The following is a 15,986-nucleotide window of genomic DNA, read 5'->3' as shown; positions in this document are numbered from 1 at the left end:
CGCTACTGTCCTATTTTGATTTTAATTGACTATACATTTTAGGGTTTCGGTTAAATGATAAAAAAATCCCGTTTTTTTGCTATATCGCTTCGATATGATAAAAAAACGGGATTTTTTTTACAATTTAATTTTATTAATTTGTTTCAAAACGGTTTTACTTTCAAATAGCACTTCGAATACTGTTACCGTTTCAACTTCGCAAACGCATCCGCCATCGCCGAATTGGTTGGGGCGCGGTCGTTGCGTTGTGGTTTGCGGTTGCGGCGTTCAGAGTGTTTGCTTTCAGACGACCTGTTGCCTTTGGCTGCGCCCGCTTCGTCATCCAGCCGCATGGTCAGCGCAATCCGTTTTCGGGCTGCATCGACTTCCAGCACTTTCACTTTCACCACGTCGCCGGCTTTCACCACTTCTCGCGGGTCTTGGACGAATTTATTGGACAGGGCGGAGATGTGTACCAAGCCGTCCTGATGGACGCCGATGTCCACGAACGCGCCGAAGTTGGCGACGTTGGAGACCACGCCTTCGAGTATCATGCCGACTTGCAAGTCGCTGATTTCGTGGATGCCTTCGGCGAATGATGCCGTCTGAAATTCGCCGCGCGGGTCACGGCCGGGTTTTTCCAGCTCGGACAGGATGTCCAGAATGGTCGGCAGGCCGAAGCGTTCATCGGTGAAGTCGGACGCTTTGATTTGCTTCACGCGCTCGCGGTTGCCGATGAGTTCGGCGGCGGTAATGCCTTGTTGCGCCAGCATTTTGGCGACGACGGGATAGGCTTCGGGGTGGACGGCGCTCGCATCCAGCGGTTCTTTGCCGCCGTTAATCCGCAAAAAGCCTGCTGCCTGCTCGAAGGTTTTTTCGCCCAAACGCGGTACTTTCAGCAATTTTTTGCGGCTGTCGAACGCGCCGTTTTCATCGCGGTAGGCGACGATGTTTTGGGCAAGGGTTTGATTTAAACCGGAAATCCGCGCCAAGAGCGGGGCGGAGGCGGTGTTCACGTCCACGCCGACAGCGTTCACGCAGTCTTCGACCACCGCGTCCAGAGATTTGGCGAGTTGGCTTTGGTTCACGTCGTGCTGATACTGCCCCACCCCGATGGATTTGGGGTCGATTTTCACCAACTCGGCAAGCGGGTCTTGCAGCCTGCGGGCGATGGACACTGCGCCGCGCAGGGAAACGTCCAAATCGGGGAACTCGCGCGCCGCCAGTTCGGACGCGGAATAAATCGACGCGCCTGCTTCGGATACGACGATTTTGTGCAGCCCCATTTCCGGCATTCCGCGCACCAGTTCGCCCGCGATTTTGTCGGTTTCGCGGCTGGCGGTGCCGTTGCCGATGGCGATGAGCTTCACGCCGTGTTGTTTAATCAGGCGCGACAGTGTTGCCAACATATTGTTTTCTTGGTGTAAATAGACGAGGACGGTATCCAGCAGCTTGCCCGTGTCATCTACCACGGCGCATTTCACGCCGTTGCGGTAGCCCGGGTCGAGACCCAAAGTGGTCAGCCGTCCGGCAGGCGCAGCGAGCAGCAAGTCTTTGAGATTGCGGGCGAACACGGTAATCGCGTCGGTGTCGGCGGCTTCTTTCAGACGGCCTAAGGCTTCAAGTTCCAGCGATAAAAAGATTTTCGCGCGCCAAGTCAGGCGCACGGTGTCGCGCAGCCATTTGTGGCCGTCTGAAACCTTGAAGCGGCGGGCGATGAGTTGCTCGTATTCGCTTTGCTGGGTAATCGGTGTGTCGTCGGGCTGGTATTTGAGCGCGATGTTCAACACGCCTTCGTTGCGGCCGCGCAAAACCGCCAGCGCGCGATGGCTGGGCATGGCGCGGACGGGTTCGCGGTGGTCGAAATAATCGCTGAATTTTTCGCCTTCGGTTTCTTTGCCTTCAACGACTTGCGCGTGGATTTCGGCCTCGTTCCACAGCTTGTCGCGCAGCGTGCCGATGAGTTCCGCGTCTTCGGCAAACTGCTCCATCAGAATCGCGCGCGCGCCGTCCAGCGCGGCTTTGGCGTCGGGGACGTTTTCGTTCAGGTAGCCCTGCGCGGCGGCTTCCACGTCCTGCGGCTGTTCGGTAAGCAACACGTCCGCCAGCGGCTGCAAACCGTGTTCGCGCGCGATTTGCGCCTTGGTGCGGCGTTTGGGTTTGTAGGGCAGATACAGGTCTTCCAGCGCGGTTTTGTTGTCGGCGTCTTCGATTTGCGCCCTGAGGTCGTCTGAAAGCTTGCCTTGCTCTTCAATGCTTTTTAAAACAACGGCTTTGCGCTCTTCCAACTCGCGCAGGTATTGCAGCCGCTCGGCAAGCTGTCGCAACTGCGTATCATCCAGCCCGCCCGTTGCTTCCTTGCGGTAGCGGGCGATAAACGGCACGGTCGCACCGTCGTCCAAAAGCTCGACAGCGGCAGTGATTTGGGCGGCGGTGGCGGAGAGTTCTTGAGAGAGGATTTGGGTGATGTTCATGGGGGTCCTTTGGATGGGTGCAGGCTAGTTTTGAGGTTGCCTGAAAACGATGTCTTGGCAAAGCCAAGGCTGAGTTTCTGCGAAGTTGAAAATATCGGCGGGTTATTTTGTATTGTTTCACTAGGCAGGGTTGATTGGATTGAATGGCATTTAAAGCTTTTTCAGACGACGGCAATCGGGAAAGGCGGCTACCAACCGATGCGCCAACTTATCGGGCAGCCCGATAAATAGCGTATAGGTGCTGTCCCAGCAGACGATTTCAAACAATGCCTGCGGATGCTGCGGCTTGGCATGGTCCTGCTAAAAATCGGGGCTTTCCGCGCTGGGCAGAGACTGTAAGTCAATCTGCGATGCTGCAATATCGGGAGCGAAAGCGGAAAATACCGCCCAAATGTATTGCTCGTTTGGGTGGCGCCGCAATATCTGCTCCAACTGTGCGCCCGTCAGCCAGCAAGGGTCGGGTAAGGCAGCCTCCCAACCGCCTTCAATATCCGTAATCAGCCAATAATAATCGCGGCAGGCATCCCAGCCAAGGATGGACATCATTCTGCCCATGTCGGTATAAAAAGGAATATCGCGGCAGCAATCCAATAACAGATTGTGCGTGCTTTGCTTGGGCAGCGGGGCAGCAAGCGGGTAGCGTGATAATTTTTCGCTTTGGCTTGATGATACGAAACCCAATTTGTTTATTAAGTCGGACAAGAATTTTTGCATGATATTTTCCTTTCAGACGGTCTGAAACTACCGTTTCAACACTTCCAATTCGGCAATATCTTCCGCTTCCGCCTGCCGCGCCATGTGCGCCAAACGGTTTTGCTTGAATAACTTGTATTGTTCACCGGCAAACGCTTCCATTTGCTTGTGGCTGCGCGTGCCTTTGCCTTCCAATACGGCGAAGCCGTTATCGGCGATGATGCTGTCTATGCGGTTTTGCCAAAACGAAAGCGTCAGGCCTTGCCGGTTTTTGGCGCGCAGTTCCGCGCTTTCCAGAAAGATGACGGTCAGGCGGTTGAGCGTGTCGATTTCGTCGGCGGTCAGGTAGTTTTTGGCAATGACGATGTCGGCTTTGCGCACGCGTTCGCCGCTCCATGATGTCAGCCCCATATTGGGGGCGTTGCCGTCGGCGCGGTGGCAGACGAGTTCGGCGGCGGTTTGCTGCGTTACGGCGTAAATCAGTTTGTTTTGCGCTTGGGCGAAAAACATCTGCGTGGCTTTGTCGGTGGGGTCGTAGTCGGCAGAGAGTTTGAACAGTTCGCGCACTTTTTGATAAAACCGCATTTCGCTGGCGCGGATGTCGCGGATTCTTTCCAGCAGTTCGTCAAAGTAATCCACGCGTCCGTTGGGATTTTTCAGGCGTTTGTCGTCCAGCGCGAAGCCTTTTTCCAAATAGCCCGTCAAAACCTCGTTCGCCCAACGGCGGAACTGCACGCCTCGTTTGCTGCGCACGCGGAAGCCGACGGCCAAAATCATTTCCAAAGCATAATGTTTGACTTGATATTGCTTGCCGTCTGCGGCAGTTATAAAGAAATCCTTTATAACTGAATTTCCATCTAATTCATTGTCTTCTAATATATTTTTTATGTGCAAACCGATATTTTGCACGGAGGTGTCAAAAAGTTCGGCCAGTTGGCTTTGATTGAGCCAAACGGTGTGTTCCTGCACCAGCAGGTTTACGCGGGTGCGGCCGTCTTCGGTTTGGTAAATCAGGATGTCGGACATGGGTTTTCCCCGTTTGCAGGTAAAGGTCGTCTGAAAAATATCGCCGGTTTATTCATCATCACATTCTTCGTCATCTTCATCGTCGTAGGAGGTGTAGAGCCAATTGTCCCAGCCGAACAGTTCGAGCAGTGTGTCAAAGCGGTCTTGGTCGGCAGTGCCGATGAATACGCCGCTTGTGTTGCCGTTTTCGGCGAAGCAAAGCAGGATGATTTCGTGAAAACCGTCGGTGTAGAAGCGTTGGTTTTTTTGGCGGAGTTCTATGATTTCGGTGCGGTTTTGTTGGATAAAACGTGCAGCTTGGGCATCTGTCGATTCTTCGTCCATGATGTTGGCGCAGTAGTGCAGACCACCCATGGCGGCGTTGGTGTAAGCCAATTCCAGCAGTAGGGTGCAGGTGTCGGGCAGGTGCGGCTGCCATTTGTAGCTTTCGGTTTCATCGGTGTAAAAGCCGATATGGACGGACGGGTTGTCTTGCACCAAATCGGCTCTGGCAATGCCGCACAGAAATACGCCTTGGTTTTCTTCCATCAGCACCAGATAATCGCCGTCAAAATCCATCTTTTCCAATGGCAACAATCGGTTAAACGATTGATTGGCCGCCTCGCTGCCGCCCAATGTAAGCAGATATTCGCGCAACATGGCGGGGAAGCGGATGCCTAGGCGTTGTTCGGCAGCGGTGATTTCGGATTCGGGCAGACCGCAGGGCAGGTGGTCAAGTTGATAGAGGGTGGCGATATTTTGCAGATAATTCATGGAGTAATCTGGGGCAGGGGTCGTCTGAAAAACACGCTATTATAAAGGATTAACTTGGTGCTGAACGTCCTTTCAGACGACCCCTTCCTACATTTTCAGCTAAAATACGCGCCATTAAAGGACAAAGCCATGATGACGCCCGAAACCCAGAAACAGCTCAAAATTACCGACGTTTCCGCCAAGAAGCTCGACAAACTCAACCTCCATACCGCATGGGATTTGGTTTTGCATCTGCCGCTGCGTTACGAGGACGAGACGCACATCATGCCGATTAAGGATGCGCCGATCGGTGTGCCGTGTCAGGTTGAGGGCGAAGTCATTCATCAGGAAGTCACGTTCAAACCGCGCAAGCAGCTGATTGTCCAAATCGCCGACGATTCCGGCAGCGTCCTTTTTCTGCGCTTCATCCACTTTTACGCCAGCAACCAGAAACAGATGGCGGTCGGCAAACGCATCCGCGCCGTGGGCGAAATCAAACACGGGTTTCACGGCGACGAGATGATTCATCCCAAAATCCGCGATGCCGAGAGCAGTGGTTTGGCGGAAAGCCTCACGCCGATTTATCCGACTGTAAACGGTTTGAACCAGCCCACTTTGCGCCGCATCATTCAGACGGCGTTGGACGTTACGCCGCTGCACGACACACTCCCCGATGCCTTATTGGGTCGTCTGAAACTGCCATACCTCGCCGAAAGCCTGCGCCTTTTGCATTCGCCGCCGCCGAGCTTCACCATCCACCAGCTTTCCGACGGCGCGCTTCCTGCATGGCAGCGGCTCAAATTCGACGAGCTTTTGGCGCAACAGCTTTCCATGCGGTTGGCGCGGCAGAAGCGCGTCAGCGGCACGGCGGCGGCATTGGGCGGCGACGGTACGCTGACCCAAGCCCTGCGCCACGCTTTGCCGTTTGCCCTGACTGATGCGCAAGAAAGGGTCGTGTCCGAAATCCGCTGCGACATGGCGCAAACCCATCCCATGCACCGCCTGTTGCAAGGCGATGTCGGCAGTGGCAAAACCATCGTCGCCGCCTTGTCCGCGCTGACCGCCATCGAATCGGGCGCGCAGGCGGCTGTGATGGCACCGACCGAAATCCTTGCCGAACAGCATTTCATCAAGTTCAAACAATGGCTTGAGCCTTTAGGACTCGAAGTCGTCTGGCTCTCCGGCAGTCAGCGCAAAAAAGCCAAAGACGAAGCCAAAGCCAAACTCGCCGACGGTTCTGTCAAAATCGCCGTCGGCACGCACGCCCTGTTTTCAGACGACGTCGAGTTCCAAAATCTCGGCTTGGTGATTGTGGACGAACAACACCGCTTCGGCGTCGCACAACGCCTCGCCCTCAAGAATAAAGGGCGCGACGTCCACCAGCTGATGATGTCCGCCACGCCCATCCCGCGCACGCTCGCTATGAGTTTCTTCGCCGACTTGGACGTGTCCGTCATCGACGAATTGCCGCCCGGGCGCACCCCGATTAAAACCCGCCTCGTCAACAACGTCCGCCGCGCCGAAGTCGAAGGCTTCGTCCTCAACATCTGCCGCAAAGGGCAGCAGGCATATTGGGTCTGCCCGCTGATTGAAGAAAGCGAAACCCTGCAACTGCAAACCGCTACCGAAACCCTCGAGCAGCTTCAGGCGGCATTGCCCGAACTCAACATCGGCTTGGTACACGGGCGCATGAAGGCTGCCGAAAAAGCCGAAGTCATGGCGGAATTTGCCGCAGGCCGCCTGAACGTCTTGGTCGCCACCACCGTTATCGAAGTCGGCGTAGATGTGCCCAACGCCGCCCTGATGGTCATCGAACACGCCGAGCGCATGGGCTTGGCGCAGCTGCACCAATTACGCGGACGGGTAGGGCGCGGCGCGGCAGAAAGCGTGTGCGTCCTCCTGTTTGCCGAACCCTTGAGCGAACTTGCCAAAGCGCGGCTGAAAGTCATCTACGAACACACCGACGGCTTCGAAATCGCCCGCCAAGACCTCAACATCCGCGGCCCCGGCGAATTTCTCGGCGCGCGCCAAAGCGGCGTCCCCATGCTGCGTTTTGCCAACCTCGAAGAAGACCTGCACCTCTTGGAACAGGCGCGCGAAATCGCCCCGATGCTGATTGAACAAAACCCCGAAATCGTCGAAGCGCATCTGGCAAGATGGCTTGCCAGCAGGGAAGGGTATTTGGGCGTGTGAGGCCGTCTGAAAAGGCTTCGCCTGCGGATAGAGTGGATTAACTTTAAACCAGGACGGCGTTACCTCGCCTTAGCTCAAAGAGAACGATTCTCTAAGGTGCTGAAGCACCAAGTGAATCGGTTCCGTACTATCTGTACTGTATCTGCGGCTTGTCGCCTTGTCCTGATTTTTGTTAATCCACTATAAAAAGGTCGTCTGAAATCTTTTTCAGACGACCTTTCGGGTTTTATGGAGAACCGGCTTTATTTTGCGCCGTAGTTGGGTTGCAGCAGGGCGCAGGGTTGGCGTTCCCTGCGGCTGCGGCGGCTGCGTCCGGCGATGGTGCCGCAGGCGGCGCCGGGATCGGTTTTGTCGGCTTTTGGGGATTTGTCGCCGCGCTCGTTACGGTCATTGCGTTCGCTGCGGTTGCTCCGTTCGGAGCGGTTTCTGTCGCTGCCGCGGCTGCGGGTTGGGGCGGCTTGGGTGTCTGCGGCGGCATCGCTGTCGGCGTCACTTCCCCACCAGTTCGGTTCGAAGCCTTCGATGCGTTCGACTGCCAAGTCGTTGCCGGTCAGCTCCTTGATGGCTTCAAACATTTTCTGTTCGGTTTTGTCCATCAGGGAAATGGCGACACCGTCCGCGCCCGCCCTGCCTGTGCGTCCGATGCGGTGGACGTAGTCTTCGGGCTGGGTCGGCAGTTCGTAGTTGATGACGAAGGGCAGCTCGGCGATGTCCAAACCGCGTGCGGCAACGTCGGTGGCGACGAGGACGCGCAGGCTGCCTTCTTTGAAGGCGTTGAGGGTTTCGAGGCGGCTTTGCTGGGATTTGTCGCCGTGGATGGATTGGGCGGCAAGGTTGCGGCGCACGAGGTCGCGGGTGACTTGGTCGACGCTTTGTTTGGTTTTGCAGAATACGATGACTTGGTTCATCTGCAAATCGACAATCAGCCGCTCTAAAAGATTGCGTTTTTTGAGCGCGTCAACAGCGATGATGTGCTGCTCGACATTGGCGCTGGTGGTGTTTTTCGCGGCGACTTCGACGATTTCGGGCGCGTTCATGAAATCTTTGGCAAGTTTGCGGATGGGCGGGGCAAAGGTTGCGGAAAAGAGCAGGGTTTGACGTGGCTTGGGCAGCATCTGCATGATTTTGCGGATGTCGTCGATGAAACCCATATCGAGCATACGGTCGGCTTCGTCGAGGACGACGATTTCGACTTTGTTGAGGTTGATGTTTTTCTGTTTGACGTGGTCAAGCAGCCTGCCGACGGTGGCGACGACGATTTCGCAGCCGGCGCGCAGGTCGGCGGTTTGTTTGTCCATGTTGACGCCGCCGAAGAGGACGGTATGCCGCAACGGCAGGTTTTTGATGTAACCCTGCACGTTTTGGTCAATTTGGTCGGCAAGTTCGCGCGTCGGGGTCAATACGAGCATACGCACGGGGTGCATCGCGGGCGAGGTGCTGGAAGTGGCGTAGCGTTTGAGGCGTTCCAGGCTGGGCAGCATAAAGGCGGCGGTTTTGCCTGTGCCGGTTTGGGCGGCGGCGAGCAAGTCGTGGCCGGCGAGTGCTTTGGGGATGGCGGCGGCTTGGATGGGCGTCGGGTTTTCGTAACCTTGTTCGGTCAGCGCGGAAACGATTTCGCTGCCAAGCCCGAGTGAGGCGAATGGATTCATGGCGGTATCTTTCTGTCCGGACGGGATGCGGAATGCCGCATGGGGTCGTCTGAAACGGGAGGATGTTTTGATTGTGTGTTCGATAGGATGCCGCCGGCAAAGTGTGCGGCCGGTTTACGGCAAACCGCAGAAGGGGGGATGTGGTCTCTGCGGCATGGAAAGGTAAGCGCGATTATGCCATAAAACCCTTGCGCCGCCCAACGGCAGGCGGTCGGGGCGTTGGGATTGGGCGGTGTCGCCGGGATGGGAAGGAGATTTTTTACATTGCCATGCCGGCGGCGTTTATGTCCCTTAAATTTTTGAAACCGCTTATCATTTTCTGACGGCATTTACTGTCATAGTTCAAACTTATCGAAAACTTTCATATGTAAATGAAACTAAATCGTACTAATGGGACTCTGTTTTGAGACAGACGCAAATTTGCGCTGTAAACCATCAATCACAATAGGAATATACGACATGAAAACTTTATTGATCGCCGTTGCCGCTGCAAGCCTGATGCTGGGTGCCTGCTCTAGCAGCAAAACTACTGAAGAAGCTAAAACCCCTAGCGTAAGCGTTGAAGAGGCAATCGCTCAATGTCAACAAGCTTCCGGTGCAAACCAAGACCGCGCCGTGTTCGATGCATGTATGAAAGACAAAGGCTACCAACGCAGCGCCGCTGAAGGCGCAGCCGCAGCTGCTGCTTCTGCACCTGCCGCACAATAAGCACAGCTAGGAATTATTGATGTATCACCCGATCTGTTCGGGGTCATACATCAACAATTTCTCGCCATGCTTGTTCCGCCTGATTCCATTCACTCCCGGAAGGTAGGGCGGGCGCAAACGGAAAGGTCGTCTGAAAACTGTTTTCAGACGACCTTTCCGTTTGTTTTATCCGGCGGATTAGGTTATTACAAGGCGCGGTCGAAATACAGCGGCACGCCCGATGCTTCGCTCATGTGCAGCAGGTAGTCCATAATCTTCTGCGGCCACTCGACACCGCGCACGACGGTCAGGTTGCGCAATATCGGGAACACCAATATGTCTTCCATGCCGATTTCGCCGTTCAAACCTGCGCCGCTTTCGGCCATCAGCGTTTCCAGTTCCGCCAAATCTTCGTGCAGCCGTTGCACATACTGACCGGTTTTCTCCAAATTGGTGGCGAAGCTGCCGATGCTTTTCTCTTTTTTATCCGTGAAATATTTCACCGCTTCCGGCGTTTCAAATTCGGGCAGCTTGAGTTTGATCACGCGCGGCTGGACGAGTTTCAGGTTGTATTCGCCCACTTTGTCCAACCATGCCTGTATTTCGGTACGGGTTTCATCTTTCAGACGACCCTCGCGGTCAAGATAGCGGACAACGTCCAAACTCTCGCCCATAAACGAACCGTCTTCTTTTTGCAGGATGGGCACTTGTTTCGCGCCGATCATACCGATCGGCGTTGCCTCGTCGTCGTTTGCCAGTACGACTTCTTCAACGTCCGCGCCAAACAGCCCCGCCGCCATCCGCGCACGCACGCAGAACGGGCAATGGTCGTAAATATACAGCTTCATCGGATACTCCTTTTCATGTTCATCAAACGGACGAACCATATCATTTAAGGTCGTCTGAAACAACCCGCTTACATACAACATCCCGCAAAACAGCCCGCAAATCCCTTTGGCAACCTGTTACAATAAACCTGTTTTTATCGAAACGAAAAGACACCATCATGACCGCCACCAGCCCGATTCAAGACACGCAAAGCGCGACTCCGCAAGAATTGCGCGAATGGTTCGACAGCTACTGCGCCGCGCTGCCGGACAACGATAAAAACCTCATCGGCGCCGCATGGTCGTTGGCAAAAGAACACTATCCCGCCGATGCCGCCACGCCGTATGGCGAACCGCTGCTTGACCATTTGATCGGCGCGGCGCAGATGGTCAACGAACTCGACCTGCTCTCCGATGCCGTCGCCGCCACCCTGCTTGCCGACATCGGACGCTACGTTCCCGATTGGAACCTCTTGGTTTCCGAACGCTGCAACAGCACCGTCGCCGAGTTGGTCAAAGGTGTGGACGAAGTGCAGAAGCTCACCCACTTCGCCCGCGTGGACAGCCTCGCCACTTCCGAAGAGCGTGCCCAGCAGGCCGAAACCATGCGTAAAATGCTGCTGGCGATGGTGACCGACATCCGCGTCGTGTTGATCAAACTCGCTATGCGCACCCGCACCATGCAGTTTCTCAGCAATATCCCCGACAGCCCCGAAAAACGCGCCGTCGCCAAAGAAACCCTCGACATCTTCGCCCCGCTCGCCAACCGTTTGGGCGTGTGGCAGCTCAAGTGGCAGCTCGAAGACCTCGGCTTCCGCCATCAAGAACCCGAAAAATACCGCGAAATCGCGCTGCTTTTGGACGAAAAACGCACCGAACGCCTCGAATACATCGAAAACTTCCTCAACATCCTGCGCGCGGAGCTCAAAAAATACAACGTTCACTTCGAAGTCGCCGGCCGCCCGAAACACATCTACTCCATTTACAAAAAAATGGTGAAGAAAAAACTCAGCTTCGACGGCCTCTTTGACATCCGCGCCGTGCGGATTTTGGTCGATACCGTCCCCGAGTGTTACACCACGCTGGGTATCGTCCACAGCCTCTGGCAGCCCATCCCAGGCGAGTTCGACGACTACATCGCCAACCCCAAAGGCAACGGCTATAAAAGTTTGCACACCGTCATCGTCGGCCCAGAAGACAAGGGCGTGGAAGTGCAAATCCGCACCTTCGATATGCACCAATTCAACGAATTCGGTGTCGCCGCCCACTGGCGTTACAAAGAGGGCGGCAAAGGCGATTCCGCCTACGAACAGAAAATCGCCTGGTTGCGCCAACTCTTGGACTGGCGCGAAAACATGGCGGAAAGCGGCAAGGAAGATCTCGCCGCCGCCTTCAAAACCGAGCTTTTCAACGACACGATTTACGTCCTGACCCCGCACGGCAAAGTCCTCTCCCTGCCCACTGGCGCGACCCCCATCGACTTCGCCTACGCCTTACACAGCAGCATCGGCGACCGTTGCCGCGGCGCGAAAGTCGAAGGGCAAATCGTGCCGCTGTCCACCCCACTTGAAAACGGACAGCGCGTCGAAATCATTACCGCCAAAGAAGGGCATCCCTCCGTCAACTGGCTCTACGAAGGCTGGGTCAAATCCAGCAAGGCAATCAGCAAAATCCGCGCCTACATCCGTCAGCAAAACGCCGACACCGTGCGCGAAGAAGGCCGCGTCCAACTCGACAAACAGCTTGCCAAACTCACGCCCAAGCCCAACCTGCAAGAGCTTGCCGAAAACCTCGGCTACAAAAAACTCGACGACCTCTACACCGCCGTCGGACAAGGCGAAATTTCCAACCGCGCCATCCAGAAAGCCTGCGGCACGCTGAACGAACCGCCGCCCGTACCTGTCAGCGAAACCACCATCGTCAAACAGTCCAAAATCAAAAAAGGTGGCAAAACCGGCGTTCTCATTGACGGCGAAGACGGTCTGATGACCACGCTTGCCAAATGCTGCAAACCCGCGCCGCCCGACGACATTGTCGGCTTCGTTACCCGCGAACGCGGTATTTCCGTCCACCGCAAAACCTGCCCGTCTTTCCGACACCTCGCCGAACAAGCGCCTGAAAAAGTGCTGGACGCAAGCTGGGCGGCGTTGCAGGAAGGACAAGTGTTCGCCGTCGATGTCGAAATCCGCGCCCAAGACCGCTCAGGGCTTTTACGCGACGTATCTGACGCGCTCGCCCGCCACAAACTCAACGTTACCGCCGTGCAAACCCAGTCCCGCGACTTGGAAGCCAGCATGAGGTTCACGCTGGAAGTCAAACAAGTCAACGACCTCCCGCGCGTCCTCGCCAGCCTCGGCGACGTCAAAGGTGTGTTGAGCGTAACGAGGTTGTAAGGTGGAACAAAAGGTCGTCTGAAAAACGGATTTCAGGTTTTTCAGACGACCTTTTTGGCGAGTTTGGTATCGTAATCGACATTGGAAATATCTGTTCTGTTATTCCTGCCTGCGCGGAAATAACGGCAATTTGAGTAGCTTTGATAAATCTTTATCTGCTTCCTCAAAACAGCCAAACTTGCAAATCAAAGGTCGTCTGAAAACTGCGATATGCGGTTTTCAGACGACCTTTTGTGTTGCCAAGCTCAAAACAGGGGTAAACCTGATTCGGGTAAGGTCAGTGATCGACGGTAATGCCTTTGCTTTCCTGCTGTTTCTGTTCGTCCAGTTTCTTTTGCAGCGTGTCGCACGGGGTGTCGCAGTCGCAGACTTTTTTCATGCCAAGCGAGGAGATGCCGCCGCAACTGCCTTTGATGGTGCGTTTGGAAAAAATATAGCCGACCGCCATGCCGAGGATGACGAGGAGGAAGAGGCCGAAGGTGAGGAGTAGGGTTTTCATGATGGTGTTCCTGTGGGATGGATATGAGTGTGTAGATATTAATGGAGTAGTTTTTTAAACGCGCCGGACATTTCGGTATGGTAGCCGTTTTGGTCGCGGATAATCAGGAAAACGGCGAGGTTTTGCTGTTCGGCGAGTTTGAGGGCTTCGGTTTCGCCGAGTACGAAAAGTCCGGTGGACAGGCCGTCGGCGGTAGTGGCATTGTCGGCGACGACGCTGATGGAGGCGAGGCGGTGCGACAGCGGGCGGCGGGTTTTGGGGTCGATGATGTGGGACAGCCGCCTGCCTTGCGGGTCAACGTGGAAAATGCGGTAGTCGCCGGAGGTGGCGAGGGAGCGGTTGTCGAGGGGGACGACGATTTGGGTGTTGCCGCCTTGGACGATGTTGGGCTGTTCGATGCCGATGCGCCAAGGTTCGCCTTGGGCGTTGCGGCCTTTGCCGTGCAATTCGCCGCCGATTTCGACAAGGTAGTTTTGGATGCCGAGTTTTTCAAGTTCGCCTGCCACTTTGTCCACGCCGAAGCCTTTAGCGATGGAGGAGAGGTCGAGATAGGCTTCGGGTTGGGTTTTGGCGAGCGTGGCTTGTTTGCCGTTTTGCGTGAGGATGATTTTGTCCGTACCGGTTTGGGCGGCGGCTTGGTCGATTTCGGCCTGGGTGGGTTCGCGGGTGATTTCTTTGTTCGGTCCGAAGCCCCAAAGGTTGACGAGCGGGCCGACGGTTACGTCGAGTGCGCCTTGTGTGAGGCGGTTGAGGCGTAAGGCTTCGGCGGTAACGGCGGCGAAATCGGCGGAAACGGGCATGGGTTTGCGGGTTTCGCGCATTTGGTTGAAGCGGCTGATTTCGGAGTCTTCGCGGTAGGTGGACATTTGGCGGTTGACTTCTTCGAGCGCGCCGTCAATCTGTTTTTTTACGGCTTCGGGCGCGGGCGGGTTGGGGAGGTCGTCTGAAAGGTATTTGACGGTATAGGTCGTGCCCATCGTTTCGCCCTGAAGCACGGTTTGTTCGGATGTTTTTTTGCCGCACGCGCCCAAGGGCAGGGTAAGGGCGAGGGCGGCGGCAAGGGCGGGAATGGCGGAGGGCAGGTGCATGATAGGGATATTCGGTGTTTTCAGACGACGTATTGTAACGTAAAACGCAGGGGCGCGCGGCTTGCGGGGGAAGGGCTTTTCTGCTAACATCCGCGCTGCATTAAGAGTTGGGAATTCCATGCCAACCTGCTTTTCAGACGGAAAGGTAAGGTGGACGGCTGCAAAGCCGATGTGGTCCGAGAGGGCAATTCAAATCCCCCCGCTTGATGCGGGAATTTTTTTGCCCGTATGTTCTGTACGGGCAGGATTCCGAATCGTTTTATCCAAGTAGGAATATTTATCATTTGGATGGAGCGCAGGTGGAAATTTTGTTATGATTTCCGTTGTGGGATATATGATGAAACAACAGGTCGTCTGAAAGCAGACGGCTTGTTTTTGAAGGAAAATATTGAAATGAGCGAATATCTGTTTACTTCTGAATCGGTTTCCGAAGGCCATCCGGACAAAGTAGCCGACCAAGTGTCCGATGCGATTTTGGATGCGGTTTTGGCGCAAGACCCCAAAGCGCGCGTCGCAGCGGAAACCCTGGTAAACACCGGTTTGTGCGTGTTGGCGGGCGAAATCACCACCACCGCCCATGTGGACTACATCAAAGTCGCACGCGAAACCATCAAACGCATCGGCTACAACTCGTCCGAGCTGGGCTTTGATGCCAACGGCTGCGCGGTCGGCGTGTACTACGACCAACAATCCCCCGACATCGCCCAAGGCGTGAACGAAGGCGAAGGCATCGACCTGAACCAAGGCGCGGGCGACCAAGGTTTGATGTTCGGCTACGCCTGCGACGAAACCCCGACCCTGATGCCGTTTGCCATCTATTACAGCCACCGCCTGATGCAGCGTCAAAGCGAATTGCGTAAAGACGGCCGCCTGCCGTGGCTGCGTCCCGACGCAAAAGCGCAGCTGACCGTAGTTTACGACAGCGAAACCGGCAAAGTAAAACGCATCGACACCGTCGTCCTGTCCACCCAGCACGACCCTGCAATCAGCCATGAAGAACTGAGCAAAGCCGTGATCGAGCAGATTATCAAGCCCGTTCTGCCGCCCGAAATGCTGACTGCCGAAACCAAATACCTGATCAACCCGACCGGCCGCTTCGTCATCGGCGGTCCGCAAGGCGACTGCGGTCTGACCGGACGTAAAATCATCGTCGATACCTATGGCGGCGCAGCTCCGCACGGCGGCGGCGCATTCTCCGGCAAAGACCCGTCCAAAGTCGACCGTTCCGCCGCTTACGCCTGCCGTTATGTGGCGAAAAACATCGTCGCCGCCGGTTTGGCGACCCAATGTCAGATTCAGGTTTCCTACGCCATCGGCGTTGCCGAACCGACTTCGATTTCCATCGATACTTTCGGTACAGGCAAAATCAGCGAAGACAAACTGATTGCCTTAGTTCGCGAACATTTCGACCTGCGCCCCAAAGGCATCGTCCAAATGCTCGACCTCTTGCGCCCGATTTACGGCAAATCCGCCGCCTACGGCCATTTCGGCCGCGAAGAGCCTGAATTTACTTGGGAGCGCACAGACAAAGCTGCCGCATTGAAAGCAGCCGCAGGCGTATAAAAAAGCATGGAGGTCGTCTGAAAGGGAGTTTCAGACGACCTTTGCCGTCCCGAGTCAAAAACTTTTTGGCAAACGAAGTATCATAATGTTTTACAAAAAAAGCAGCGCGGCACTGTGTTTCCTTGCTGCGCCGTCTTTTACCCGTCCACCAATATAGTGGATTAACTTTAAACCAGTACGGCG

Annotated in this window: 12 protein-coding genes and 1 riboswitch; of the genes, 4 read left to right on the top strand and 8 right to left on the bottom strand. The window is 55.4% G+C overall.

The window, feature by feature from the left end; genetic code table 11:
• Positions 1–182: 182 nt before the first annotated feature.
• The 4 genes from HMPREF3050_RS06320 to HMPREF3050_RS06300 form a co-directional block, all read right to left on the bottom strand.
• Positions 183–2,453, bottom strand: coding sequence for a Tex family protein (locus tag HMPREF3050_RS06320; protein WP_070774124.1), 2,271 nt, complete (start codon positions 2,451–2,453; stop codon positions 183–185).
• 300 nt (positions 2,454–2,753) lie between these two features.
• Positions 2,754–3,167, bottom strand: a complete 414-nt coding sequence (locus HMPREF3050_RS06310; protein WP_070774120.1) for a hypothetical protein — start codon at positions 3,165–3,167, stop codon at positions 2,754–2,756.
• Between the two features lie 27 nt (positions 3,168–3,194).
• Positions 3,195–4,172 carry a virulence RhuM family protein gene (locus tag HMPREF3050_RS06305; protein WP_070774118.1) on the bottom strand — a complete coding sequence of 326 codons (978 nt, stop codon included), beginning with the start codon at positions 4,170–4,172 and terminating at the stop codon, positions 3,195–3,197.
• 48 nt (positions 4,173–4,220) lie between these two features.
• Positions 4,221–4,925, bottom strand: a complete 705-nt coding sequence (locus HMPREF3050_RS06300; protein ID WP_070774116.1) for an SMI1/KNR4 family protein — start codon at positions 4,923–4,925, stop codon at positions 4,221–4,223.
• A 129-nt stretch (positions 4,926–5,054) separates the two neighbouring features.
• Between HMPREF3050_RS06300 and recG the strand changes: the two genes are divergently transcribed.
• Positions 5,055–7,097: an ATP-dependent DNA helicase RecG gene (gene recG, locus HMPREF3050_RS06295; protein WP_141758410.1), complete on the top strand. Its 2,043-nt coding sequence runs from the start codon at positions 5,055–5,057 to the stop codon at positions 7,095–7,097.
• A 242-nt stretch (positions 7,098–7,339) separates the two neighbouring features.
• Here recG and HMPREF3050_RS06290 read toward each other — a convergent pair whose 3' ends face one another.
• Positions 7,340–8,746, bottom strand: a complete 1,407-nt coding sequence (locus HMPREF3050_RS06290; RefSeq protein ID WP_070774114.1) for a DEAD/DEAH box helicase — start codon at positions 8,744–8,746, stop codon at positions 7,340–7,342.
• 459 nt (positions 8,747–9,205) lie between these two features.
• Here HMPREF3050_RS06290 and HMPREF3050_RS06285 point away from each other — a divergent pair, with 459 nt between their 5' ends.
• Positions 9,206–9,454, top strand: a complete 249-nt coding sequence (locus HMPREF3050_RS06285; RefSeq protein ID WP_003757173.1) for a hypothetical protein — start codon at positions 9,206–9,208, stop codon at positions 9,452–9,454.
• 185 nt (positions 9,455–9,639) lie between these two features.
• On the opposite strand, the gene HMPREF3050_RS06280 is transcribed toward HMPREF3050_RS06285, so the two are convergent.
• Complete coding sequence (locus tag HMPREF3050_RS06280) at positions 9,640–10,281, bottom strand: GrxB family glutaredoxin (protein ID WP_070774112.1); 642 nt, start codon at positions 10,279–10,281, stop codon at positions 9,640–9,642.
• A gap of 158 nt (positions 10,282–10,439) precedes the next feature.
• On the opposite strand from HMPREF3050_RS06280, the gene HMPREF3050_RS06275 reads away from it, so the two are divergent.
• On the top strand, positions 10,440–12,653 hold the full coding sequence (locus HMPREF3050_RS06275; protein ID WP_070774111.1) for a RelA/SpoT family protein: 2,214 nt from the start codon (positions 10,440–10,442) through the stop codon (positions 12,651–12,653).
• Positions 12,654–12,930: 277 nt separating this feature from the next.
• Here the strand turns inward: HMPREF3050_RS06275 and nqrM are convergent, their stop codons facing one another.
• Together nqrM and HMPREF3050_RS06265 are read right to left on the bottom strand one after the other, a co-directional pair.
• Positions 12,931–13,152: a (Na+)-NQR maturation NqrM gene (gene nqrM / locus HMPREF3050_RS06270; protein ID WP_003757168.1), complete on the bottom strand. Its 222-nt coding sequence runs from the start codon at positions 13,150–13,152 to the stop codon at positions 12,931–12,933.
• A gap of 38 nt (positions 13,153–13,190) precedes the next feature.
• Positions 13,191–14,240, bottom strand: a complete 1,050-nt coding sequence (locus tag HMPREF3050_RS06265; RefSeq protein ID WP_070774109.1) for an FAD:protein FMN transferase — start codon at positions 14,238–14,240, stop codon at positions 13,191–13,193.
• 92 nt (positions 14,241–14,332) lie between these two features.
• Positions 14,333–14,442: riboswitch (SAM-I-IV-variant riboswitch) on the top strand.
• 191 nt (positions 14,443–14,633) lie between these two features.
• Between HMPREF3050_RS06265 and metK the strand changes: the two genes are divergently transcribed.
• Complete coding sequence (gene metK / locus HMPREF3050_RS06260) at positions 14,634–15,803, top strand: methionine adenosyltransferase (protein ID WP_049224311.1); 1,170 nt, start codon at positions 14,634–14,636, stop codon at positions 15,801–15,803.
• Positions 15,804–15,986 lie beyond the last annotated feature (183 nt).

Source organism: Neisseria sp. HMSC065D04 (genome assembly GCF_001815675.1).
Taxonomy (GTDB): Bacteria; Pseudomonadota; Gammaproteobacteria; order Burkholderiales; family Neisseriaceae; genus Neisseria.
This window is presented reverse-complemented; position numbering and strand designations above follow the sequence as displayed.